Source organism: Xanthomonas sp. JAI131 (assembly GCF_013410075.1).
GTDB classification, from domain to species: Bacteria; Pseudomonadota; Gammaproteobacteria; order Xanthomonadales; family Xanthomonadaceae; genus Xanthomonas_A; species Xanthomonas_A bonasiae.
Window position 1 is genome coordinate 1,439,184 of sequence record NZ_JACCCN010000002.1, and the last position, 21,701, is coordinate 1,460,884.

Here is a 21,701-nt window from a genome sequence, read left to right on the forward strand (position 1 = left end):
ACGCAGTTGGCGCCGGCGACAAGCGCCGGCGCCATCGGCCTCAACGTCCTTGCGACGGTGCCGATTGCGCCTGGGTGCGCTGCTGGTCCTGGGTCTGCTCCTGCACCTGCGCCTGGCGCTGGGTTTCGGCGGCCAGTTGTTGCTGGCTCTGCTCCAGCGGCACCGTGGCGGCCTGCTGCCGGTCCACGTAGGCGCGGTTCACGTCGTGCGGGTTGTTCGGGTTGCGCTCCACCGCGATCATGCCCTTGCCGTCGGTGCTGTGCACCAGGTCGTCGATGCGCGACATGCCGTTGACCTTGGCCTCGAACGCGACCTGGCCGGCCGCGCGCTGCATCTCCTCGCGGCTGCCGAAGCCGCCGTTCGGCCCCTGCTTCTCCAGTTGCTTGACCGCCTGGTCGAACATCGGATTGTCGCGGCGCAACTGGTCCACGCCCTGCTGCCGTTGCAGGCTCTTGTCGATGGAGGCGAGCGTCTCCGGGCCGGCCTTGCCGTCCACGCCCTTGAGCCGGTTGTCCTGCTGGAATTTCTCCACCGCCGCTTCGGTCTTCGGACCGTAGGTGCCGATGGCGTCCTTCGCGTCCAGGTAACCGAGCTTGGACAGCTTCTCCTGCATGTCCTTCACCGCGGCACCCTGCTCGTTGCGCTTGAGCACGCCATCGCCGTTTTCTGCATGCGGGCCATTGCCGCCATGCGCCTTGTCCGCATGCGAGGTGCGCTCATGCTTGGCCGGCTGCTCACCGGTCCGGGTCACCGTCTTGTCCTGGTCGGCCAGCTTGAGCAGATCCGCCTTCTCGTTCTCGGCGCGGTTCTGCAGCGAATCCAGGGTCTTCTGCTTCTCCACCCGCGGGAACAGCCCCTTGACGTGGTCGGCCTTGTAATCCTGCACCGCGCCGACGATGTCCTTGTCGGAGAGCTTGGACAGGTCGTAGTCCTTGCCGAACTTCTCTTCCATCCCCTTCAGGAACACGCCCGAGCCGCCCGGCTTCTTGTCGCTGCCGGGGCCGTACTGGACCGCCGTGCTCCACAGCGCGTCCTGCACCGCCGGACCGCGGTCGGACAGGTCCAGGCCCTTGTCCTTGAGCCGATCGACCAGCTTGTCGTAGTGCGTGCGCTTGATGTAGTCGTGCTGTTCCTGCGCGAAGCTGTCGTCGGTCCTGGCCAGCTCCTTCCACTTCGCGCTGAAGTCGGCCGAGCCGGGCTTCAGGCCGGCGAAGTCGTCGGCGTACTTGCTGTCCTTCACGAAGGCCGCGACGGTGCCGCCCACGATGACCGTGCCTTCCTTGGTCTTGACCTGCGAGGTCATCTGATAGGAACCGTAGGACACGCCGCCGGGATCGTCGATGCCGGAGGACACCGTGCTCGCGCCGCGTCCGCCGGTTTCGTAATGCTTCGAGGTCTGACCCAGTTCCCAATCCTTGTCGCTCATCGTCCATCTCCTTGTCTAAAAAAGTTCATCGCAAAAACCACTGCAGCAATCAGCGCGCTTCCAGTTCGTCCGCGCGCTTGGCGGTCATGTCGAGACGGCACTCGGCGGCATCCACGCGCCCCGCCTGCCCGCTGTCGGGATCGTAGAAACACTTCTCGTCGCGATCGGCGATCCACTTGCGCTGCTGCTCGCGCAGCGCGTTCTTTTCCGCGTCGCCCAGCTTGGCCATCAGCGCCTTGTAGACCGTGTTCAGGCGGCCATCCTGGTACGCGTATTCGGTGTCGATGCAGTCCTGCATCGTCGGGGTCACGCCTGCGGCGGCGCTGATGCAGGCGTCATAGGAAGGTCGCAGCACGACGTTTTCTCCTGAAGGTTTCGATGGTGCGGCGGCGGCATCCGCCTGGGTGGACGGCGCGCTCGGCGCTTGCGGATTCGCCGCAGGCGCATCGCTCGCGGGCGGTGCCGATGCTGGCGCTGGCGCTGGCGCGGCGGATGCCGCAGCCGGCGCCGGCGCGGAAGACCCGCCGTTGCATGCTGCGGTCAGACCGCAGAGCGCGAGCAGGCAGGAAAGGGGAAGAACCTTGACGATGGCCACTGTTGGAATTCGCCTTGTGGTGATGCGTGTAAGGGAGGGCAGTTCTAAACGATCGTCGAAACCGTGTCCATCGGATCGCCGGATTGCCACGACACCGCTACACGGCCGTTCAAACAACGCAGACAGTCTGCCGACAACGTCTCGACGAGCCGCAAGCGACTTGCATCGGCAACGTCCACTTCACGGGCACGATCGAGGGCTTCGCACGCGGCACCGGCTCGATGCCGCGTGCGCCGCCCAGCAGGAACGCCACGCAGTTCCGAACGCGCGTGGATGCCAGCCCGATCGATGATCGAACCGGCATCGGCTGCCATCCGACACGCCCGCCGGCGGCAGCCGATGCTGGCGACAGGCATCAGCGCGTCGGTGTCTGCGACTGCGTCTGGGTGCGCTGATCCTGGCTCTGCTCCTGCGCCTGCCGCTGGGTTTCCGCTACCAGCTGCTGCTGGCTCTGTTCCAGCGGCACCGTCGCGGCATGTTGCTTGTCCACGTAGGCGCGGTTCACGTCGTGCGGGTTGTTCGGGTTGCGCTCCACCGCGATCAGGCCCTTGCCGTCGGTGCTGTGGACCACGTCGTCGATGCGCGACATGCCGCCGACCTTGGCTTCGAACGCCACCTGCCCGGCCGCGCGCTGCATTTCCTCGCGGCTATTGAACCCGCCGTTCGGGCCCTGTTTCTGCAGCTTCTCCAGAGCCTGGGTGAACAGCGGATTGTCGGCACGCTGCGCCTCGGCGGCGGCCGGGTTGAGCTTGGCGTCGGTCTTGCCCTGCGTCTGCAGCTTGCTCAGCGCATCGAGGGTGACCTTGTCGGCGATGCCGGTCGGCTCGATGCCCTTCTCGCGCTGCAGGTTGGCCACCACTTCCTTGGTCTTGTCGCCGTAGTAGCCGGTGCCGGTCAGCAACTTGCCGCTGTTGTCCTTGATGCCGAGTTCGATCAGGCTCTGCTGCATCGCCTTCACGTCGGGGCCCTGCTCGCCCGGCTTCAGCGAGGTGCGCGCGTCATGGCCTTGGCCGTGCGTCTGCGACTGCGTCTGCTGCCTGTCCTGCAGCAGGTCGCGTGCCTTGGCCAGCGGATCGGCCGCGAACAGCTTGGCGTTCTTGTGGCTGGCCAGATAGTCATCCAACGGCATGGTGTTGACGCCCTTGCTGCCGCTGGACTGGCTGATCAGCAGTTCGCCGCTCTTGGGATCGCGCACCACCATCATGATGTGGTCGATGCCGTGCCAGTAGTCATGGCCCGATTTGTGTTTGGCATCGACGCCGATGACCATGCCTTCCTTCAGCGCGCCGGGCTTGAACACGTCCTGGCCCTGCAGCAGCGCGCCGGAACTGAGGGAGGCCTTCTTGACGATGTCGCCGGAGCCGACCATGCCTTGCGTCAGCAGATCCTTTTGGCCGAACACCTCGTGGCCGGCTTTCCGGTTGATCTCCAGCATCGTCTTGTTCTGCAGCTCGGTCACCCAGCCGGAGCAGTCGATGTAGCCCTGCTCCAGATGCTTGCCGTCCACGCCGGGGTGGGAAAGCTTGTGGTCCTTGATGTTGATCGCGTACTTCACGTCGTCGTACTTGATGCCCATCTCGTACGCGGCGGTGAGCTTGATCCCGTCGTGGCCGTCCTGCTTGGCGGTCGTGGCCGGATGTGCGGCCGGATGCACGGGCGCATGCGGCTGCATGCGACCCGCCGGGACCGGCTGCGGGGCATGACCCTCGGTGACCGGCTTGATGCCCTTTTCCGGGATCGCGATGTGGTCGAACTTGGTGTCCCAGTACTTCAGGAACGTCTTGGCCATGTCCTGGTCGGACATCTTCTTGAACTCGGCCAGCGAAGATCCGGTGTAGGCCTCGAACTGCTTGGCCCCGGCCGCATCCTTTTCGCGCGGCACGTTGTTGAGGATGTTCGGACGCGTGTCTTCGCGCGCGAAGCTGCCGGTGGCGACCGCGGCCTGGATCGAGCGGTAGCCGCCGGCGCCCTGCTGGTGCGCCATGTACATGTCCAGGCCATCGGGCTGCGGCTTGCCGGACAGGTACGGACGGTGGTCCTTGTCGTGCTGCCGGGTCAGCGAATGCTGGTTGTCCTGGTACAGACGCGCCGCGGCGTCGGTATTGGCCACTGCATCCAGTTCGCGGCCGCTGATGCCGTAGGCCGCTGCGGTGCCGGGGGTGAACTGGAACAGGCCCTTGGCGCTGTTCGGGCCGCGGCTGGCCTGCTCGTTGAACTTGCCGCCGGTTTCGATATAGGCGAAACGCATGAAATCGTCGACCGGAATGTGGCGTTCCTTGGCCTCACGCTCGATGATGTCGAGGTTCTCGGCCTTCGTGTAATCGCGTGCCATCTCGTGTTACTCCTTGAGGTTGATATACGGCGGCGTGCGCCGACAAGGTCAACCGAGCTCGTCCGTGAGCTTGTTAGTGCGCGGTCAACAAAACAATTCGGGTACTGCGGGGAATGCGTTCTTGCTGCTGCCGGTGCGTCGATCGGCGGATCGGCGCGCCGGTGGATTCATGGGCCATCTTTCGGCAGGTACTGTCCGCTCGCCTGGTCGTACGCATAGACCACCGCGTCGGATGCATCGAGCATGCGCGCCCTGCCGGGACCTGCGATCGCGGTGCCGCTCAGCGCCACGCGCAGAGCAGGCATGGGTTCGCCCGGTACCGTCTCGAAGCTCAGCGTGCCGACGCTGGAGACATGCGGGACGACGCCTTCTTCGTCGCTGCTGGCTTCGTTGTCCTCGCCGGCGGCGACCGTTCCCAGGTATACCCAGCCCCGGTAGTCGCCCAGGTCGTTCTTGTCCGGATCGAACGTGAACAACGCGAAGCTGGCGCTGGTGACGCCATTGCCGAAGCTCGAGGTCGGCACCGCCAGCAGCAGGTGGCCATTGTCCAGGACGTGCTGCTGCGGCTTGCGCGTCTCGTCGAGCGCATCGGCGCGCTCGTAACTGCCGAAGGCGCCGACGTAGCGCTGTGCGTGGAAGACCATCCACGGCCGCTCGCTGCCGGGGTCGGTCAGGACGAAGGTGGCCTGGCTGAGCGAAACGCTGTCGTCCGGACCGGGAAAGGTTTCCTCGTCGTCGTTGCCGTACCTGCCGCGCGTTGCGTAGGCGAAACCGGTGTAATAGTGCTTGCCGCCCAGATCGAAATGCTGGCCGCACCAGAAGCTGGCCACGGCGCCGTTGTCGATTTCGTACGAGAGGGCGCCATCGCCGTCGATCCCGTAGATCAGATACAGCACGCTGCCCGGATAGGGCGGCGCTTCGGTGGCGACGGCGAGCTTGTTGTCATTGGACATGTGCAGAACATCCTGTATTCGTTGAAGAAGCCGAAAAACACTCCTGAAAATCCCGACACGCCACGCCGCCGTATCCGGATGCCGCCCTCTTGCGCATCGCAGACACAGCGCGACCTACGCGGATGAAGAACTCCTCGCAGGCGCGGCTTCGGACAGAGAACGGTGGATTGCAATCCGGCCCCAAAGCAGGGGCGGTGATGGCGTTCGCGCATGGCGAACCGCAAGCCGGCGATCCACTCCGGCATTTCGGGCGAGTGCAGCATCCATTGCCGCTCGCGAATGACTCGCCTGATCATCAGGCCCCGTGGCGGCATCTTACCCAGTTCCAGTGCCGGCGACCAGCGGGCAAGCCCCCTCCGCGCCCACCGCCGGCCGGCCCTGGCGCGGGCCGGTCGGCGGCTGTTCAGCGATCCAGCGGCGGCACGTACTTGCCGGCGGCTTGGTCGTAGGTGTAGGTCGCCACGTCGCCGGCGCCCAGGGGACGGACCTTGCCGGGACCGGCGATGGCGGTGCCGCTCATGGCCACGCGCAGGCTCGGCAGCGGCCCGGTGCCGGGTTCGAAGCTCAGCGTGCCGGTGCTGGACGCGCACTTCATCGTGCCCTGATCGTCGCAGGCCGCGCCGTTGTCTTCGCCGGTGGCCACGGTGCCCAGGTAGACCCAACCCTTGTAGTCGCCCAGGTCGTTCTTGTTCGGGTCGAAGGTGAACACGGCGAAGCCGGAGCTGGTGATGCCGTCGGCGAAGCGCGTGGTCGGCAGCGCCAGCAGCAAGTGGCCGTCCTTGGTCTCGGTGCTCTGCGGCTTGCGCTTCTGGTCCAGCGTATCGGCCTTCTCGTTGCCGCCGAAATCGCCAACCCAGCGTTGCGCATGGAACAGCGTCCAGGTCGGCTTGCCGTCCGTGCTGTCGAGCACATAGGTGGCCTGGCTGATGCTCACGCCGACGGCGGGATCCGGGGTGTTCTCTTCCTCCGACTTGCCGTACTTCTCCGGACCCGCATTGGCGAAGCCGGTGTAGTAGTGCTTGCCGCCGAGGTCGAAGCGATAGCCGTACCAGAAGCTGGCCAGGGCGTTGTTGTCGATCGTGTAGGACGCCGAGCCGTCGCCCTTCATGCCATAGATATCGGCGAGCACCTGCCCGGGCGCCGGCACCTCGACGCCGACCGGCTCGGGTTGCGCGGCCGCGGACGCGGGTGCAGGCGCGGCGGCAGCGGTCGCCGCGGGTTGCGCCTGCGTGCCCGCCGGCGCGGGGTCGGCGGGCTTGTCCGTGCAACCGCCGATCAACAGGAGCGTTGCCGCCCACAGGGCTGTCTTTGCGAGCCTCATCACTGCGTCCTTTGGAGTTCTTGGCGCGCTCATGCTACCAAGAACGCGTTGGCTCCAATGGATGCCGCGCCAGGTCGGCGCGGCGCCACAGGCGTGGTCGCCTGCATGCAGTGCCGGACGACCCGGCAGCGCTACGGCACGTCCTGCTCCTGCGCCGGAGTCGGCTGCGGCTGCGGTCGCGCCTGCGCCGGCTGGGTCAGCGCATAGAGAATGCGCAGGTCCTCGGCATCGAACGCGGTGGCGTCGTTGCCGCGGTAATGGTGGTGGAAGGCGCGCAGCGTGGCCGCGCGGTCGTCGATCGGATAGCCGATCAGCGCCAGCGCCTGCCACGGGTCGAAGCCGGGCGGCGCCGGCGGCGTGTCCGCGGCGGGCCAGCGGCCGAAACCGGCGTCGGCGAGGCGCTTCCACGGAAACAGCGGACCCGGATCGACCTTGCGCGTGGGTGCGAAGTCCTCGTGCCCGACCACCTGCGTGCGCGGGATGCGCAGCCGCGTGCACAGGTCCTCCAGCAACAGCAGCAGGCTGTCGATCTGCGCGGCGGCGAACGGAGTCTTGCCGTCGTTGTCCAGCTCGATGCCGATCGAGGCGGAGTTGATGTCGGTGATCGTGCCCCAGCGCCCGGCGCCGCCATGCCAGGCGCGGCGCTCGTCGCTGACCAGCTGGTAGCGCTTGCCGTCGCGACCGATCAGGTAATGCGCGCTGACCTTGCCCTTGCTGTTGTGCGAACGCAGCGTGTCCAGGCTGCGCTGCACCGAGTCCTGGTCGGTGTAATGGATCACGATCAGGATCGGCCGGCGCAGATCCTGGTTCGGCGACGGCACCCACTCGGCCAGCGGATTGCGCTGCGGCGCGTGCGCGCAGGCGCCGAGCAGGGCGACCAGCGCCAGCGGTGCCAGCCAGCGGATGCGGGGCGATGCGGGAGGGGGAAAGCGTCGGGTCATGGAGAAGATTCCGGGGCATCTGACAGTGAGCGGCAAGCGCAAGCAATAGCAGTATCTGGAAATTTGGTGAACGAGATGCTTGTTGTGGGAGGGACTTCAGTCCCGACGGGCCTTACCGCTAAAGCGTCGGGACTGAAGTCCCTCAGGACAGGATCCCACCCGCACGAACGCCAGGTCGGCATAGTCGTAGCTGAAATCCGCGTTCGGATCGACATGCGCCAGTTGCATCCGTTGCACGCCGTCGGCACCGACAGCGAAGTCCAGCCACGGCTCGGCATCGACGCTGGCGTCGTCCCAGTCCACCAGCCAGCGCGCGCCGGCCTGCATGACCCGGCCGCGCAGCAGCGGCGACTTGCGCGCCTGGAAGCGCAGCAGTCCCTGCTGCGGGCAGAGCACGACCTCGCCGAACCACGGATCGCGCCACACGCCTTGCCGATCGCGCGAGGCGGCGCTGGCGACCGGTGTGCGCGCAGACGTATCCACTGCGGCAGGCGCCGCCTTGTCGGCCTGCGCACGCGCGCGTTCGAGCAACGTGGCGTAGTGCACGACATCCAGCGCACGCTCGCCGGGACGGGTGAACTGCTTGAGCAGCGCTTCGCTCAACACGGTCCGCATCTCGCCGCCCTCGCCGTTGCTGAGGATGACGAAGCCGCTGCGCCGATCCGGCAGCAGCACCAGCGCCGAATACATGCCCATCAGGGTGCCGGTGTGCGCGACCTGCCACTGCCCGTCCACGTCGGACAGGCGCCAGCCGTAGCCATAGCCGTACAGGCGCGTGCCGTCCCAGTCGCGCATCTGCGCCGAGATCGGCATCGGCGTGTGCAGCGTCCACAGCGCCTGGCGCTGCGCCGGCGACAGCCAGGGCGCAGTGCCGGTGTCGGGCGACAGCCAGGCGCGCATCCAGGTCAGCATGTCGTCGAGACTGCAGCGCACGCCGCCAGCCGCCATCGACGGCGTATCCGCGATCCGCGCCGGGTCCGCGCGCACCACGACGTTGGCCTCGCCCTGGCGCATATGCGGCTGGGCGACGTTGCCGACCGCGTCGCGCTCCCAGGCGCCGACCTGGCAGCGGCGCATGCCCAGCGGCGCGAACACCTGCTCGCGCAGCAGTTGCTCGTAGGGCTTGCCGCCGGCGCGCGCGGCCACTTCGCCCGCGACCACGTACAGCAGGTTGTCGTAGGCGTAGTGCGCGCGGAAGCTGTGGGTCGGCTTCAGGTAGGCCAGCCCGGCGATGATGTCGGCGCGGGCGAACGCGTTGGGTTCCGGCCACAGCATCAGATCGCCGGCGCCCAGGCCCAGGCCGCTGTTGTGGATCAGCAGGTCGCGCACCTGGATGTTGCGCGTGACCCACGGATCGTACATGCGGAATTCCGGCACATACCGGGTCACCGGATCGTCCCAGCGCAGCTTGCCGGCATCGACCAGCCGCGCCAGCAATGCGGTGGTCATCGCCTTGCTGTTGGAGGCGATCTTGAACAGCGTCGCGCCATCGATGCGCTCGCCGCTGCCGGCACGCAGCTCGCCGGCGCTGCGCGTGTAGACCACTTCGCCGTTGTCGATCACGCCGACTGCCAACCCCGGCAGCCGGTAGCGGGTCATGGCCTGCTCGAACAGGCGGTCGAGCTCGGCGCGCGGCGGCGGCGTGTCCGCAGCGCCAGGCGCGGCCGCCGCCAACGCCGGCAACACCAGGCAGACCGCGAGCAACGCGCTGCGCAGGCGTCCCGCGCTTGCAACGCTGCGCGACGGCGTCCCCGGTCTCGTCGACTCCAGCGTGGCAGCCTCGCCTCGCACGCGCTCCCTCAAAAGGTGTAGGTGAAATTGGCGTACAACTGCCGCCCGATCGCACTGTACACGCGCGGGAAGTACGGCCAGGCGGTGTAGGTGTCGTCGCGCGGATGGATCTTGTCGAACACGTTGAGCACGCTGATGCCGAGCGTGGCCTTGTCGGTGATCCGCTTGGCGATGTCCGCGTTCCAGATCACGTACGGCGCCACGCGTCCGCTCTCGGCGTAGTTGGGACGCGAGCCGTAGCGGTAGCCGTACAGGCTGGTCGACCAGTCGCCGACGCTCCAGTTCGCACGCCAGTTGGCGCGGGTGCGGAACGCCAGGTAGTCGACGTCGTTCATCACGTCCACCGGCCTGGCCCCGGCGAACTGCGCCACTTCCATCTTCAGCACGCGGGTATAGCCGGCCTGCAACCCGAACGCGCCCCAGTCGCCGAGGTCGAAGCTGTAGCGCAGGTTGGCGTCCACGCCGTCGGTCCGCATCAGCGACTGGTTGATCGGGAAGGTCTCGAACGCGGTGATCTGGCCTTCGGCGGTGAGGTCGGTACCCGGGCTGCGGGTCACCGACTGGATGTAGAACTGGCAGGCCGCCGATGCGGTATCGACCGCATTGCCGGCGCGGTCGCTGCCGAGCAGGCAGTTGGCGTTGTTCTCCAGCAAGGTCTCGCTGGAAATCGACTCGACCCGGCCTTCCAGTTCGATGCGGTAGTAGTCCGCGCTCAGCGACAGGGTCGGCAACACGTCCCACACGAAACCCAGCGTGGTCGACTTGCCCTTCTCCTCTTCCAGCAACGGATTGGACGACTGGGTGGAGAAGGTCTGGTATTCGTGCGCGGCCGAACAGGCATCGGACAGCGGATCCAGGCCGTCGCGGCGGCACAGGTATTCGTCGGTGACGGTGGGATTGTTGGCGCTGGTGCCGGCATAGATCCACAGCAGGTCCGGCGCGCGGAAACTGGTGGCGTGGCTGCCGCGCAGCAGCAGGCTGTCGAACGGCCGCCACTCCAATCCCGCCTGCCAGGTCGCGGCATCGTCGACCGCGGTGATGTCGTCGTACTTGTCGTAGCGCGCGGCCAGCGTCGCGCTGAGACGGCGGAAGATCGGCACGCGCAGTTCCAGGCCTGCGGCGTAGCGGTCGCGCGGGCCGCCGCCCGGGGTCTGGGTCAGGTTGTAGATGCGCTCGCTGCCGATGTAGTCCACGGTGGTGCGCGGATCCGGCGCGAGGTCGTACTTCTGCCGCGCCGCCTCCAGCACGGTGGCGATCTGCACCATGCCGGCCGGCAGGGCGAACAGGTCGCCGCTGAACACGAACTGGGCCTGGTCGGTGCTGGATTCGCCGCGGCTCACCACCTCGGTGGTGAGCTGGTCGTACAACGCCGCGCTGCCCGGCGCGAACAGTTTGTCGGCGTAGAACTCGCGGATCTCGGTGCCGTCGGGCCGATAGCCGAGCAGCGGCCCCATGTAGTAGTCGCGCACCGCGTTGGTGAGGAAGCGCGGGCGCCGCGTGGTGATGTCGTAGCGCGACATCGACACGCTCGCGTCCCAGTCGAAGCGGCCGTCGAACAGCTTGCCGCGCACGCCGGCGTTGAGGTTCCAGGATTTCTCGTCGTACTCGATGTTCTTGATGCCGCCCACTTCCGAGGGCAGGAAGATGCGCTGCGCGGTGACCAGGCCCAGGTCCGGATCGTAGACGGTGAACGCGCCTTCGCCGATGTAGTAGTGGGTCTGGCTGGAGCTTTCGTCCTTGGAGCGGTTGGCCAGCACCTGCGCATAGCCGGTGACTTCTTCGCTGAAATCGAAACTGCCGGACAGATACGCGGACGTCTTGCCGTAGCCGTTCTGCACCGAGCGGCCTTCGTAGTAGCCGAACGCACCGCAGCGGTTGGCCGCGGCCAGGCTGTCGGCGGTCTTGTACGGCCTGAATGCCGGGTTGGTCGCCGCACACGCCGCGTCCAGCGCCCCGGCCGACGTGGACAGCGCGCCGCCGCTGGGCCACAGATAGGTATTGCCGCGACGCAGGTAGACGCCGGAAATCGAGGCATTGGGGCTGGACGGATCGGCCTTGTTGCCGGGGTGGTCGTCGTACGAATCCAGGAAGTCGCGCTGGCTGGCGACGATGGCTTCGCGGTCCAGCCGTTCGAACGCGTAGGTCAGGCTCCAGCGATCGCCGGTACGCCCGCCGCTCCATTGCAGCTGGCCGCTGTCGCCGCCGCCGCGCGTGGTGGTGCCGCCGCGCAGGCGCAGCGTGTCGCCGCTGAAATCGCGCTTGGTGATGATGTTGACCACGCCGGCCACCGCGTCGGAACCGTAGATCGCCGAGGCGCCGCCGCTCATCACCTCGATGCGCTCCACCGCCGCCGCCGGAATGCTGCCCAGGCTGACCGCGGTGCCGTTGGCGTTGTAGGACTGCGGGTAGTCGGCCATGCGCTTGCCGTTGAGCAGGATCAACTGGTAGCCGGGCCCCAGGCCGCGCAGGTTGAGGTACTGGCCGTTGGGCGAACTGCCGGTCTGGTCGCTTTCGTTGAAGGCGCTGCCGCTGAACTGGGTCAGCGTGCCGAGCGATTCCCACACCGTGCTGAAGCCCTGCTTCTGGATGTCCTGCGCGGTGATGACGGTCACCGGCGCCGGCCCTTCCACCTGCGAGCGCGCGATGCGCGAACCGGTGACGGTGACCTTGTCCAGGTCGTGCGTGGCGACGGCGGTGTCCTGCGCCGCGGCGAGCGGCGGCAATGCGCATCCGGCCAGCAGCGCGAGCGCGAGGCGGGACGGTCGGACGTGGCAACGGGAATGCTGGACTCGGATGGGCATGCGGCTCTCTCCTGCAATCGACGACGGACGCTGACAACGGCGCCCCAAGTCGACGCAGGCCGGCAGCCGGCCGCCTTCCCTGGGCACCCACGCGGACAACATGGCGCACGGCCGTAGCACGGCGCCGTTCTCTGTACTCGCTACTTTCCCCAGGTGCGGATGCCCAACAGCGCCCCCTGCGACGTACGCCCGTGATCCCCAGGCCAGCGCCTCGCTGCTGACGGGAACGGCGCCTGTCGCCTCCGCTTCCTCGCCCCTGCGTTTCGGGTGTAGCACGCTGCGAAATCGCATGTCAATCGCGCATTCTTGACAAGCCCCATCGAGGAAAAGACTATTCGGAAGCCGGCGCGCAGCGGTCCGGCATTCTTTCCACCGCCCGGGGTCCGATGAATACGATGCGTGGCCTGTGCCTGTTACTGGCCGCCGCATTCAGCGCGCCCATCGCCGCGGCCAGCGTCGCCAGCGAGGCGCCGTTCCAGTTGCAGGCCAGCCAACTGCAGGCGGAGTACTGGATCGCGCGTTTGCCCGATGCGCCGCGCCCGCTGCTCGACGCGGCGCAGGTGCAGGCCTTCAACGCGCACCTGTTGCGCCACGATGCCTCGATGCACGACCTGCAGGCGCTGCCCGAGCGCTACAGCGCAGCGCAGGTGCGCGCGCAAGTGCTGGCGCTGTCGGCACCGCCGACGCGCACGCTCTACGACGCGCACGGCGCCGCGCTCGACGCCGCGCAGCTGGCCGCCCTGCAATCGGCGCTCGCCCTGGATGCGATTCCCGCGCAGGTCGCGCCGCGCTACGCGCTGGTGGTGCGCCGCGCCGATCTGCGTACCTTCCCGACCCGACAACGCGTTTTCAGCACCCGCGACGACCACGACATCGATCGCTTCCAGGAATCGGCGCTGTATCCCGGCACCGCGGTGGCGATCCTGCATGCCAGCCGCGACGGCCAGTGGCTGTTCGTGCTGGCGCCGAACTACGCGGCGTGGATCGCGCGCGAACGCGTGGCCGAAGGCGATCGCGCCACGGTGCTGGACTACGCGCAGCGCACGCCGCGGCTGGTGGCGACCGGCGCGCGCACGCTGACCGCCTTCACCCCGGAATTGCCCGCGGCGTCGCACCTGTCGCTGGACATGGGCAGCAGCCTGCCGCTGCTGCAGGACTGGCCGGCGCAACAGGCGGTCAACGGCCAGTCGCCGCTGGCCGCCTACGTAGTGCAACTGCCCTTGCGCGACGACGATGGCCGACTGCGGCTGGCGCCCGCGCTGGTGCCGCGCGGTGCCGACGTCGCCGCCGCGCCGCTGGCGGCGACGCAACGCAACCTGCTGCGGCAGGCCTTCAAGTTCCTCGGCGAACGCTACGGCTGGGGCAACGACTACGACGCGCGCGACTGCAGCGGCTTCGTCTCCGACGTCTACCGCAGCCTGGGCATCGCGTTGCCGCGCAATACCGGCGACCAGGCGCGCAGCCCCACTCTCGCCAGCGTGTCCTACGCCGCTGACGCGCCGCTGGCGCAACGGCAGCGAACGCTGGCGCGGCTGCAGGTCGGCGATCTGGTGTACATCCCCGGCCACGTGATGATGGTGATCGGCCACGACCGCGGCCACACCTGGGTGATCCACGACGTGGCCGGCGCCGGCTACCGCGACGCGTCCGGGCAATTGCAGCGGGTGCGCCTCAACGGCGTCTCGGTGACGCCGCTGGAGCCGATGCTGCTGGGCGACGGCACGCCCTTCATCGACCGCATCACCCGCATCCAACGCGTCCGCCCGTTATCTATCGAATGAAGATCACCGACATCCAACTGGGCATGCTGCGCGTGCCGTTGAAGACCCCGTTCAAGACAGCGTTGCGGACCGTGGAGACGGTCGAAGACGTGGTGGTACTGGTGCATACCGACAGCGGCCACATCGGCTATGGCGAAGCGCCGGCCACGGCGCCGATCACCGGCGACACCCACGGTTCGATCATCGCGGCGATCGACCGCTTCATCACACCGCGCCTGATCGGCGAGGACGTGGCCGACCTCAACCGGATCACCGGGCGGATCCAGGGCGCGCTGGAGCGCAACAGCAGCGCCAAGGCCGCGGTGGAGATCGCGGTCTACGACCTGTGGGCGCAGCTGTACGGCGCGCCGCTGTACAGGATGCTCGGCGGCGGCACGCCAGCCATCACCACCGACATCACCATCAGCGTGGACGCCATCGACAAGATGGTGGCCGATGCGCTGTCGGCGCTCGCGCGCGGCTTCGCGGCGCTGAAGATCAAGGTCGGCAAGGACATCGACGTGGACATCGCGCGGGTCAAGGCGATCCACACCGCGGTCGCAGGCCGCGCCTCGCTGCGGCTGGACGCCAACCAGGGCTGGACGCCGAAACAGGCGGTGTACGCGATGCGTGCGCTGGAAGACGCCGGCGTGGCGCTGGAGCTGCTGGAGCAACCGGTCAAGGCCTGGGACATCGACGGGCTGAAGTACGTGACCGAGCGCGTGAACACGCCGGTGATGGCGGACGAGAGCGTGTTCGGGCCGGCGCAGGTGTTCGACCTGATCCAGCGCCGCGCCGCGGACATCGTCAACATCAAGCTGATGAAGACCGGCGGACTGTCCAACGCGATCCGCATCGCCGACATCGCCGCGCTGTACGGGGTGGAGTGCATGATCGGCTGCATGCTCGAGTCGAGCATCAGCGTGGCGGCGGCGGTGCACCTGGCGGTGGCCAAGGCGGAGGTCATCACCAAGGTGGACCTGGACGGCCCGTCGCTGGGCCTGTTCGACCCGGTGCAGGGCGGAGTGCTCTTCAACGACTCGCAGATCACGATCACCGACGCGCCGGGCCTGGGCATCCGCGAGATCCGCGGCCTGGAACTGCTGCCGCCGCGCGGGTGATCTGGGCGCGCTGGCGCTTGCGCTGCAATGCGCACGGCCGACGCATGCGATGGCTTCCATCGCGATCGCGCTTGCCTTCATCGCGTATCGCTGTGACGCCATTGCGCGCCAGGGCGGACAACCACCGGGACTCCGGCACGCGCATCTGAAACGCTAAACAGATCCAGGTTGCCACCTGCTTTTGCTCTGCTCTGCTCTGCTCTGCTCTGCTGTGCTCTGCTCTGCTGTGCTGTGCTGTGCTGTGCTCTGCTGTGCTCTGCTGTTGCTTTTACCGGGTTCCCTTCCGCAGCGGCGGATGGACCGGGGAAAAACCCGAAGGGCGGCGCACATGGATGTGCGCCGTTCGCGGCAGGGGCAGGATGCCCCTTCCGCGAATCCCCGGTGCATCCGCGGACCCGTAGCGCGCAGCGCGGAGGGCGCAAGGCAGGGCGTGCTTTCTTTTGGTTACTTTTCTTTGCACGAGCAAAGAAAAGTGACCCGCCAAGGGCGGAAGCCTTTGCTTTGCTGTTGCTTTTTTGCTTGGGCATTGGCTTTTGTAGGAGCGGCTTCAGCCGCGACACCTTCCTGACAGAATCGGTCGCGGCTGAAGCCGCTCCTACAGTGATTCCTTCATCGCTATCGCAAAGGCAAAAGCAAAAGCAAAGGCTTTCGCCTGCGGCGAGTTACTTTTCTTTGCTTGTGCAAAGAAAAGTAACCAAAAGAAAGCACACCCTCCTCCGCGCCCTCCGCGCTGCGCGCTCCGGGTCCGCGAATAGGACGGGATTCGCGGAAGGGGCATCCTGCCCCTGCCGCGAACGGCGCACATCCCTGTGCGCCGCCCCTTCGGGGTTTTTCCCGCCCTATTCGCCGCTACGTAAGGGACCCGGTAAATCAAGATCAAAAGCAAAAAAGCAACAGCAACAGCAACCCCAACCGCAGCAGCAGCAGCAGCAGCAATAGCAATAGCAATAGCATCAGCCGCGCCACACGATCGAGCTGCGTAGCAAACCGACCGAGCTTGCCGCGTCGTGCATTGCCAACAGCCCCAAGCACACCACACCATCGGCGCACCAATCCACAGCGCCTACCGACACCGCACGGACGGTCTGCGTGCCTGATCCCGCGCCGCAGATCGAACAACTGTTGTACCGTGCAGCATTGCCGCATCTGCTCGACTTCGCGGTCGGGCCGACGCGCCAAACCCACCCCGACCGCAGGCGGCAGCCGGCGGTGAACCTGCAGCGGGCCCAGCACCCGCTCGATGCCCGATCGCGACCGGAGATGCGCATGCCGAAATTCCCATGGTGGTCCGCCCTGACGCAGACCGGCCGCTTCCGCCGCAGCTGCCTGGCGGCCATGGCAGTAGTGCTGTGCACCGCCGTGACCGGCACGTGCCTGGCCGCCACCGGCGACACCATGCCGCCGGCACTGCAGCAGGCGCGCCAGCTGGTGCTGGTCGTGGCCCCGGACTGGGACAGCCCGCGCGGGCAACTGCAGGCGTTCGAACGCACGGCGCAGGGCTGGCGCGCGCACGGCCAGCGCTTCGATGTCGCACTCGGCCGCAACGGCAGCGCCTGGGGGCTGGGCCTGCACCCGGCGCAGACCGACGGCCCGCAGAAACGCGAAGGCGACGGCCGCAGCCCGGCCGGCGTCTTCACCATCGGCGAGGCGTTCGGTTATGCGCAGCGCATCGACAGCGCGCTGCCGTACCAGCCGATGCAGCAGAGCAGCTACTGCATCGACGTGCCCGATTCGCCGCTGTACAACCGCATCGTCGACGCCGACCGGGTCGGCGCCGACGCGGTGGCCGGCTCGACCGAGCCGATGCGCCTGGACCTGCACCACGACGGCGATCGCCGCTACGAAGAAGGCTTCGTGATCGGCCACAACCCGCAGGCGCGGCCCGGCGCCGGCAGCTGCATCTTCGCCCACCTGTGGCGTGCCGCGGGCGAAGCCACCGCCGGCTGCACCGCGATGGAGCCGGCCGACATGCAGCGCCTGCTGGCCTGGCTGCGGCCGGACGCCGCGCCGTTGTTCGTGCTGCTGCCGCGCAACGACTACGCACGCCTGCGCGGCGCCTGGGCGTTGCCGGCCGTGGAGCCGGCACCATGAGCAACGCACCCGAACCGAGCCTGGTCCGCGCGGTCAGCCGCTGGCAGATCGTCGGCCTGTCGATCAACGACGTCATCGGCAGCGGCATCTATCTGCTGCCCGCCGCCACCGCCGCGCTGCTCGGACCGATGAGCCTGTGGGCGGTGCTGCTGGCCGGGCTGGCGGTGGGCTTGCTGGTGCTGTGCTACGCGCAGGCGGCCAGCTATTTCGACGAACCCGGCGGCAGCTACCTGTATGCGCGCGAGGCGTTCGGCCGCTTCGCCGGCTTCGAGATCGGCTGGATGATCTGGCTGACCCGGATCAGTTCCGCCGCCGCGCTCGGCAACGGCCTGGCCGATGCGGTGGTGCGCTTCTGGCCGGCCGCGGCCGGCGGCGGCGCGCGCCTGGCGATCGTGGTCGGCTCGCTCGGCCTGCTCACCGCGATCAACGTGATCGGGGTGAAATCGGCCGCGCGCACCGGCGTGGCGCTGGTGATCGGCAAGCTGGTGCCGCTGCTGCTGTTCGTGGCCATCGGCCTGTTCTACGTGGACTGGTCGTGGGCGTTCTCCGGCCAGGCGCCGGACCCGCGCGACTTCGGCAACATGGGCGAAGCGGCGCTGCTGTTGCTGTTCGCCTACGCCGGCTTCGAGAACATCCCCGCCGCCGCCGGCGAATACCGCAATCCGCGCCGCGACGTGCCGTTCGCGCTGATCACGATGATCGTCACCGTCACCCTGATCTATGCCGCAGTGCAGGTGGTCGCGCAGGGCACGCTGGCGAACGTGGCGCAGTCGGCGACGCCGTTGGCCGATGCCGCCAGCGGCTTCGGCGGCGAGGCGCTGGCGCTGATCCTCACCGTCGGCGCCACCATCTCCATCCTCGGCACCACCAGCAACACGGTGATGCTGGGGCCGCGCTTCCTGTTCGCGCTGGCGCAGGACGGTTACGGCCCGGCGTTCCTGGCGCGGGTGCATCCGCGCTTCCGCACGCCCGCCGCGGCGATCCTGCTGCAGGGCGTGCTGTCGCTGGCGCTGGCGCTGTCCGGCTCGTTCGTGCAGCTGGCGCTGCTGTCGATGGTCACCCGCCTGTTCGCCTACATCGGCACGGCCGCGGCGGTGCTGGTGCTGGCACGGCGCTACCGCGACCGGCCGGGTGCGCTGCACCTGCCGGGCGGCCCGCTGATCCCGGTCGCCGCGTTGCTGCTGGCGTTGGCGTTGCTGCTCAGCGCCAGCTGGCAGAACCTGGCCGCGGCCGGCGTGGCGCTGCTGGTCGGCGCGCTGTTCTACCGCTTCCCGCGCAAGGCGCCGTAGCGCCTTCACGCGGCCTTGCGCCGCTGTCACGTGCGGGTAACCGCATCGCTTCGACTCTGGGCGCCAGCCTCAGCGATGGAGTCCGCGATGAAACTACGCCGTGTCTACAGCGCCCCCGATCTGGCCACCGCCACCCGTGCCCTGCAAGCGGCACGCGGCGCCGGCATCGACAACGACGACCTGTCGTTGATCGCCCGCAGCGACATCGAACTGGACGCGATCCCCGACGAGCGCAAGGACGTCAAGACCGACGCCTTGCCCGCGGCCGCACGCGGTGCGTTGGGCGGCGGCGCGGCCGGCTTGCTCGCTGGACTCGCGGCGATCGCGGTGCCGCCGCTGGGCATCACCCTGGCCGGCGCCGGGGTGATGGCCATCGCCGGCGCACTGGTCGGCAGCTGGTCCTCGGCCCTGGTCGGCGCCACCGTGCCGGATCCGGTGCGGCGCAACTTCGAAGAGGAAATCGAGGCCGGCCGCATCCTGGTGGTGATCGAGGGCGAAGCGTCGCAACTCGATGCCGCCGATGCGGCACTGCGTGGCGCAGGCACGATCGCGCTGCCCTACCAGTCCGCCGCTGCCGCGCAATGACGGGCCCCTGCGCGTTGCACGCGGCACAGGATCGCGCCGCTAGGAGGCTTGCGCCGACGCCAGCGCGCGCATGCGCAGCAGCAAGCCGCCGGTGTGCACCAACGAATAGGCGATCAGCACCGCGGCGATCGCCAGGGTCAGCGGGCTGGCGTTCTGCAGCGACTGCGCGCTACCGCCGGAAAACGCACCGCTGGCCCAACGCCACGCCAGGCGTCCGATCAGCAGCACGCTGAGTCCGGCGCCGATCCAGGGATTGGGCGTGTAATAGCGCCGGCCCTCGATCACGTCGATGCGGGTGTGGTGCAAGGCGAAGGCCCCCAGCGCCGCGCCCGCCAGGACCCCCAGCGCCATGCCGAGGCGGACCGGCGGCACTACCGCCGCCAGGTAGGTCAGCCCTGCCGCCGCCAGCGCCAGCAGCAGCATCCGCGCCACGGTCCGCCGCGGCTGCCATGGCTGGCGGCCGAAATAGCGGCGGATGCGCCGGTAGTACAACCAGCCGATGCCGGCGGTGGCCAGGTACGGGGTGAGCAAGGCGATACCGGTGGCGGCCATGGAATCCTGCGACGGGGGACGAGCGGCGTTGCCGGATCGTAATCCATCCGTGGCCCGTGGCGTAGCCGGCGCCGGCGCGGCGGCGGCAATTGACCGCCGCGCCGTGCTTCATGCCTCGATCACGCGATGCTGGAATCGCATTAACGGCGCCGTCGCTAACGTCGGACACCCCATTCGCACAGGAGACAACGATGAGCGTTCCTTATCAGATCCCCGGTCGCGCGCCCAACGACGACGATCGCAGCCTGGTGTCGCAATACTGGCGCGAGCGGTTTGCCGAGGAGCCTTACTACAGCGACGGCGAACGCTTCGAGGACTACGAGCCGGCCTACCATGCCGGACACGAGGCGCGCGTACGCAACTTCAATCTGGCCTACGAACAGGTCGAGGCCGAACTGCACCGCAACTGGGACAGCACCAAGGGCTCGCAGACCCTGAGCTGGAGCAAGGCCCGCCATGCGGTGCGCCGTGCCTGGGAGCGGGCGGGTCAGGACTGAGGGTGATCGCAGCCGGAAGGGCTACCGTTGCGGTCGCTTCGGTGGGTCTTTCCGAGTCGCTGCGCGGTTATCGACGTGGCGCGGATTCGGGTTTGCGCGATGTCGGATGAGCTTGTGCGTTTCGGCGAGCGTCTCATGCGGACGGTTTTGGTCGCGGCTGAAGCCGCTCCTACACGAAGCGGCCTAACCGCTCCTACACGAAGCGGCCTAACAACGCGCTGCCCACCTTGTAGGAGCGGCTTCAGCCGCGACCGGCGCAATCGAGCGCCCGATATGGCCGCAACGCACACCATTTCCCACACATAGCGGCCACATCCCGCCAACACATCGTCATGCCGCTCTCAGCGGCGCGGCAACGCATCACCAGTCGGCTCGGGTGGCGTCAGCTCTCCACCGGCTGCAGCTGCAGCAGACGTCCGCCGCTACCGTCTTCCAGCAGCCACAGCGCGCCATCCGGGCCCTGTTCCACCTCGCGGATGCGCTTGCCCATGTCGTAGCGCGCCGCTTCGCGCGCGTTATCGCCGTTGAACTCGATCCGCACCAGCGACTGCGAGGACAGCCCGCCGATGAAGCCGTTCCCGCGCCACTGCGGGAAGCTGCTGCCGCTGTAGATCACGAAACCGGCCGGCGAGATCACCGGCGTCCAGCTGACCTTCGGCGCGGCGAATTCCGGGCGCGTGGAATGGTCGGGGATCGGCCGGCCGTCGTAATGGTCGCCGTTGGAGACGATCGGATAACCGTAGTTGGCGCCACGCTGGATCAGGTTCAGTTCGTCGCCGCCGGCCGGGCCCATCTCGTGTTCCCACAGCTGGCCGTTGGCGTCGAAGGCCAGGCCGAGCACGTTGCGGTGGCCGAGCGACCACACCTGCGCGGCGACGCCGCCGCGGCGCGCGAACGGATTGTCGGCCGGCACGCTGCCGTCGTCGTTGAGGCGCACGATCTTGCCCAGGTTGCCGCTCATGTCCTGCGCCGGATCGAACTTCTGCCGCTCGCTGGAACTGATCCACAGCTTGCCGTCGGGCCCGAACGCCAGGCGGTGGCCGTAATGGCCGTTGCCGGACACCTTGGGCTGCTGGCGCCAGATCACCTTGAGCTGCGACAGCGCGCCGCCGCCATTGCCGTCCAGGGTCAGCTTGGCGCGCGCCACCGCGCCACCGCGGGTGTCGCCGCTGCCGGCCTCGGCGTAACTCAGGTACACCCAGCCATTCTGGGCAAAGCCCGGATGCGCCAGCACATCGCCGAAACCGCCCTGGCCGCCATAGGCGACCGCAGGCACGCCGCTCACCGTGCCGGTCCGGCCGCTGGCCGGGTCGAAACGCTTGAGCGTGCCGCGCTTCTCGCTGATCAGCGCGCTGCCGTCTGGCAGGAAGCTCATCGCCCACGGTTCGTTGAAGGTGGCGAACGGCGTCGCCGAGAACGGCCAGTCGCCGCGCCGTTCGACGCTCTTGGCGGGCGGCGCCGCATTTGCCGCGGACACGACCAGACTCATCGCCAATGCACAGGCCAAACCCAGGGGAGAACGTTGCATGACGCGCACCTATCGAATGGGGTCGAAGGCCGAACCTAGCAAAGCAGGTGTGGACGGCAAGCATGCAATGGCCAAGCCGTGGCCGCGGTCACGCGCGGCGTTCGCGCGGCGTAGACAG

At 68.0% G+C, this 21,701-nt stretch carries 18 protein-coding genes; 6 read left to right on the forward strand and 12 right to left on the reverse strand.

The window, feature by feature from the left end:
• Positions 1-40 precede the first annotated feature (40 nt).
• The 9 genes from HDC36_RS12710 to HDC36_RS12750 all read right to left on the reverse strand — a co-directional run bounded on the left by HDC36_RS12710 (position 41) and on the right by HDC36_RS12750 (position 12,160).
• The gene (locus HDC36_RS12710; protein WP_179567808.1) at positions 41-1,426 is read right to left on the reverse strand and encodes a peptidoglycan-binding domain-containing protein; all 1,386 of its coding nucleotides are present in this window, start codon (positions 1,424-1,426) and stop codon (positions 41-43) included.
• Positions 1,427-1,475: 49 nt separating this feature from the next.
• Positions 1,476-2,021, reverse strand: a complete 546-nt coding sequence (locus tag HDC36_RS23325; protein WP_318241261.1) for a lysozyme inhibitor LprI family protein — start codon at positions 2,019-2,021, stop codon at positions 1,476-1,478.
• A 44-nt stretch (positions 2,022-2,065) separates the two neighbouring features.
• Positions 2,066-2,335, reverse strand: coding sequence for a hypothetical protein (locus tag HDC36_RS12720; RefSeq protein ID WP_179567810.1), 270 nt, complete (start codon positions 2,333-2,335; stop codon positions 2,066-2,068).
• Between the two features lie 41 nt (positions 2,336-2,376).
• Positions 2,377-4,353 (reverse strand): peptidoglycan-binding protein, encoded by a 1,977-nt coding sequence (locus HDC36_RS12725; protein ID WP_179567812.1) that lies wholly within the window; start codon positions 4,351-4,353, stop codon positions 2,377-2,379.
• 167 nt (positions 4,354-4,520) lie between these two features.
• The gene (locus HDC36_RS12730) at positions 4,521-5,306 is read right to left on the reverse strand and encodes a hypothetical protein (protein ID WP_179567814.1); all 786 of its coding nucleotides are present in this window, start codon (positions 5,304-5,306) and stop codon (positions 4,521-4,523) included.
• 403 nt (positions 5,307-5,709) lie between these two features.
• Positions 5,710-6,627, reverse strand: a complete 918-nt coding sequence (locus HDC36_RS12735) for a hypothetical protein (protein ID WP_179567816.1) — start codon at positions 6,625-6,627, stop codon at positions 5,710-5,712.
• A gap of 131 nt (positions 6,628-6,758) precedes the next feature.
• Positions 6,759-7,568: an N-acetylmuramoyl-L-alanine amidase gene (locus HDC36_RS12740; protein WP_179567818.1), complete on the reverse strand. Its 810-nt coding sequence runs from the start codon at positions 7,566-7,568 to the stop codon at positions 6,759-6,761.
• Positions 7,569-7,664: 96 nt separating this feature from the next.
• Positions 7,665-9,272, reverse strand: a complete 1,608-nt coding sequence (locus tag HDC36_RS12745; protein ID WP_255432699.1) for a serine hydrolase — start codon at positions 9,270-9,272, stop codon at positions 7,665-7,667.
• Positions 9,273-9,367: 95 nt separating this feature from the next.
• Positions 9,368-12,160: a TonB-dependent receptor gene (locus HDC36_RS12750; protein WP_179567820.1), complete on the reverse strand. Its 2,793-nt coding sequence runs from the start codon at positions 12,158-12,160 to the stop codon at positions 9,368-9,370.
• A 386-nt stretch (positions 12,161-12,546) separates the two neighbouring features.
• Here HDC36_RS12750 and HDC36_RS12755 point away from each other — a divergent pair, with 386 nt between their 5' ends.
• Positions 12,547-13,941, forward strand: coding sequence for an SH3 domain-containing protein (locus HDC36_RS12755; RefSeq protein WP_179567822.1), 1,395 nt, complete (start codon positions 12,547-12,549; stop codon positions 13,939-13,941).
• Positions 13,938-15,041 (forward strand): dipeptide epimerase, encoded by a 1,104-nt coding sequence (locus HDC36_RS12760; RefSeq protein ID WP_179567824.1) that lies wholly within the window; start codon positions 13,938-13,940, stop codon positions 15,039-15,041. Before HDC36_RS12755 ends, HDC36_RS12760 begins: the two co-directional genes overlap by 4 nt.
• Positions 15,042-15,917: 876 nt before the next feature.
• Here HDC36_RS12760 and HDC36_RS12765 read toward each other — a convergent pair.
• Positions 15,918-16,274 (reverse strand): hypothetical protein, encoded by a 357-nt coding sequence (locus tag HDC36_RS12765; RefSeq protein ID WP_179567826.1) that lies wholly within the window; start codon positions 16,272-16,274, stop codon positions 15,918-15,920.
• A 162-nt stretch (positions 16,275-16,436) separates the two neighbouring features.
• On the opposite strand from HDC36_RS12765, the gene HDC36_RS12770 reads away from it, so the two are divergent.
• The 3 genes from HDC36_RS12770 (at position 16,437) to HDC36_RS12780 (ending at position 19,006) form a co-directional block, all read left to right on the forward strand.
• A complete protein-coding gene (locus HDC36_RS12770) occupies positions 16,437-17,132 on the forward strand; it encodes a L,D-transpeptidase family protein (protein ID WP_179568095.1) in 696 nt (231 codons plus the stop codon).
• Positions 17,129-18,421 carry an APC family permease gene (locus tag HDC36_RS12775; RefSeq protein WP_179567828.1) on the forward strand — a complete coding sequence of 431 codons (1,293 nt, stop codon included), beginning with the start codon at positions 17,129-17,131 and terminating at the stop codon, positions 18,419-18,421. The genes HDC36_RS12770 and HDC36_RS12775 overlap by 4 nt, the downstream gene beginning before the upstream one ends.
• An 87-nt stretch (positions 18,422-18,508) precedes the next feature.
• Positions 18,509-19,006 carry a hypothetical protein gene (locus HDC36_RS12780; protein ID WP_179567830.1) on the forward strand — a complete coding sequence of 166 codons (498 nt, stop codon included), beginning with the start codon at positions 18,509-18,511 and terminating at the stop codon, positions 19,004-19,006.
• A gap of 39 nt (positions 19,007-19,045) precedes the next feature.
• Here HDC36_RS12780 and HDC36_RS12785 read toward each other — a convergent pair whose 3' ends face one another.
• On the reverse strand, positions 19,046-19,558 hold the full coding sequence (locus HDC36_RS12785; RefSeq protein WP_179567832.1) for a hypothetical protein: 513 nt from the start codon (positions 19,556-19,558) through the stop codon (positions 19,046-19,048).
• 191 nt (positions 19,559-19,749) lie between these two features.
• On the opposite strand from HDC36_RS12785, the gene HDC36_RS12790 reads away from it, so the two are divergent.
• A complete protein-coding gene (locus HDC36_RS12790) occupies positions 19,750-20,055 on the forward strand; it encodes a hypothetical protein (protein WP_179567834.1) in 306 nt (101 codons plus the stop codon).
• A 382-nt stretch (positions 20,056-20,437) separates the two neighbouring features.
• Here the strand turns inward: HDC36_RS12790 and HDC36_RS12795 are convergent, their stop codons facing one another.
• Entirely contained in the window at positions 20,438-21,583 is a 1,146-nt protein-coding gene (locus HDC36_RS12795) for a PQQ-dependent sugar dehydrogenase (RefSeq protein WP_179567836.1), read from the reverse strand.
• Between the last annotated feature and the right edge of the window lie 118 nt (positions 21,584-21,701).

What these genes read in the sequence shown, in the direction of transcription:
- HDC36_RS12710 (WP_179567808.1), bottom strand. Translation starts at nt 1,426, where the DNA reads ATGAGCGACAAGGATTGGGAACTGGGTCAGACCTCGAAGCATTACGAA.
- HDC36_RS12735 (WP_179567816.1), bottom strand. Translation starts at nt 6,627, where the DNA reads ATGAGGCTCGCAAAGACAGCCCTGTGGGCGGCAACGCTCCTGTTGATC.
- HDC36_RS12790 (WP_179567834.1), top strand. Translation starts at nt 19,750, where the DNA reads ATGAGCGTTCCTTATCAGATCCCCGGTCGCGCGCCCAACGACGACGAT.
- HDC36_RS12770 (WP_179568095.1), top strand. Translation starts at nt 16,437, where the DNA reads ATGCCGCCGGCACTGCAGCAGGCGCGCCAGCTGGTGCTGGTCGTGGCC.
- HDC36_RS12760 (WP_179567824.1), top strand. Translation starts at nt 13,938, where the DNA reads ATGAAGATCACCGACATCCAACTGGGCATGCTGCGCGTGCCGTTGAAG.
- HDC36_RS12795 (WP_179567836.1), bottom strand. Translation starts at nt 21,583, where the DNA reads ATGCAACGTTCTCCCCTGGGTTTGGCCTGTGCATTGGCGATGAGTCTG.
- HDC36_RS12755 (WP_179567822.1), top strand. Translation starts at nt 12,547, where the DNA reads ATGAATACGATGCGTGGCCTGTGCCTGTTACTGGCCGCCGCATTCAGC.
- HDC36_RS12775 (WP_179567828.1), top strand. Translation starts at nt 17,129, where the DNA reads ATGAGCAACGCACCCGAACCGAGCCTGGTCCGCGCGGTCAGCCGCTGG.
- HDC36_RS12780 (WP_179567830.1), top strand. Translation starts at nt 18,509, where the DNA reads ATGAAACTACGCCGTGTCTACAGCGCCCCCGATCTGGCCACCGCCACC.
- HDC36_RS12740 (WP_179567818.1), bottom strand. Translation starts at nt 7,568, where the DNA reads ATGACCCGACGCTTTCCCCCTCCCGCATCGCCCCGCATCCGCTGGCTG.
- HDC36_RS12725 (WP_179567812.1), bottom strand. Translation starts at nt 4,353, where the DNA reads ATGGCACGCGATTACACGAAGGCCGAGAACCTCGACATCATCGAGCGT.
- HDC36_RS12720 (WP_179567810.1), bottom strand. Translation starts at nt 2,335, where the DNA reads ATGGCAGCCGATGCCGGTTCGATCATCGATCGGGCTGGCATCCACGCG.
- HDC36_RS12750 (WP_179567820.1), bottom strand. Translation starts at nt 12,160, where the DNA reads ATGCCCATCCGAGTCCAGCATTCCCGTTGCCACGTCCGACCGTCCCGC.
- HDC36_RS12730 (WP_179567814.1), bottom strand. Translation starts at nt 5,306, where the DNA reads ATGTCCAATGACAACAAGCTCGCCGTCGCCACCGAAGCGCCGCCCTAT.
- HDC36_RS12785 (WP_179567832.1), bottom strand. Translation starts at nt 19,558, where the DNA reads ATGGCCGCCACCGGTATCGCCTTGCTCACCCCGTACCTGGCCACCGCC.